This window comes from Streptomyces misionensis (genome assembly GCF_007896895.1).
Classification (GTDB): domain Bacteria; phylum Actinomycetota; class Actinomycetes; order Streptomycetales; family Streptomycetaceae; genus Streptomyces; species Streptomyces misionensis_A.
This window is the reverse complement of record NZ_VOGW01000115.1, coordinates 33,630-34,772: the sequence shown is the minus strand read 5'-3', so window position 1 is coordinate 34,772 and position 1,143 is coordinate 33,630. Positions and strand designations below refer to the sequence as shown.

The following is a 1,143-nucleotide window of genomic DNA, read 5'->3' as shown; positions in this document are numbered from 1 at the left end:
GGCTGAGAGCGCTCTCACGATGCCGACAATGTGCTCCCCGGCCCCGCGGCCGTCAAGGCTTGAAACACCAAAAGTCCGTCCCGCGCGGGCGAGTTCACGTAATGAAGGGGGCGAGCCCAGGCCCGGCGGACACGGCACCCGGCCGGCGTCCGGGGTTCCGGCGGCGGTGCCGGGTGCCGCCACCGGAACCCCGTGCGGTCTACCCCAGCCGGTACGCGTACACGGTCGTCGCCACCGCGCACACGCCCGGCTGGACCACCTCGGCGCGCAGGGTGCCGGAGGCCGGGTCGTAGTCGACGCCCTCGGCCTCGAACGTGCCCGTGCACACGCTCCGCTGGGGCAGGCCGAACAGGCTGCTCACCCGGCCGGTGACCGGCTTGCCGTCCAGCGGGTGCGGCAGATCGACCTGGAGCAGCGGTCTGCTCTGCGGGAACAGCCGCCCCGAGGCGTCGTCGGAGGCGCACACCAGACGGGTGGCGTTCACGAAGTCACAGCCCTGGATGTCCCGTACCGGCTTGTCGAGGCCGATCCGCCCGGCCTGCGCCAGCGTGCCCCCGGTGCGCGGGGTCGCCGGGTTGAGCAGCGGCGCGGGGAACACCTGGAGCCGGTCCTGGTCGCCCCACTCGCCGGACACCAGCCACTGCCCGTCGGGTGAGACGGCGGCGAAGGAGTTGTTCACCTTCTCGCCCGGGTCGAGCGGATGGACGTAGTCGTACCGCTTTCCGTCCGGCGCGGTCACCGCGAACATCTTCGACGTGGCCGTGTCGGCACCCTGGTAGGCGTCGAAGACATGGCCGCGCGCGATGTCCGGGTCGCCCACGTGGTTCCAGCCCTCGACCCGCAGGGCCGGCGGGATGTCCAGCAGCCCGCGGTGCAGCAGCGAGCCGTCGGCCCGGCTCGCGAGTCCCTGGCCGCCGCCCAGGGTGTCGGTGTACGACGTCCCGGCCGCGACCCACCGGTCCGGCTCGGACGCCGACGCGCCGGGGGCGGCACACACGAGCGCGCCCACCAGTGCGGTGAGCGCGGCGATCTGACGCTTCATCGGGCTCCTGTCACTTCGGTGGAGTCGGGGTTCGCATGCAACCACGGATCGGTGACCGAGGGGTTGCCGGGACGCGTCCGATGCTCCGGTTCCGGCCGCTC

Annotated in this window: 1 protein-coding gene; it reads right to left on the bottom strand. The window is 73.0% G+C overall.

The window, feature by feature from the left end; genetic code table 11:
• Positions 1–199: 199 nt before the first annotated feature.
• Positions 200–1,042 (bottom strand): hypothetical protein, encoded by an 843-nt coding sequence (locus tag FRZ03_RS20585; RefSeq protein WP_146466625.1) that lies wholly within the window; start codon positions 1,040–1,042, stop codon positions 200–202.
• Positions 1,043–1,143: the final 101 nt, after the last annotated feature.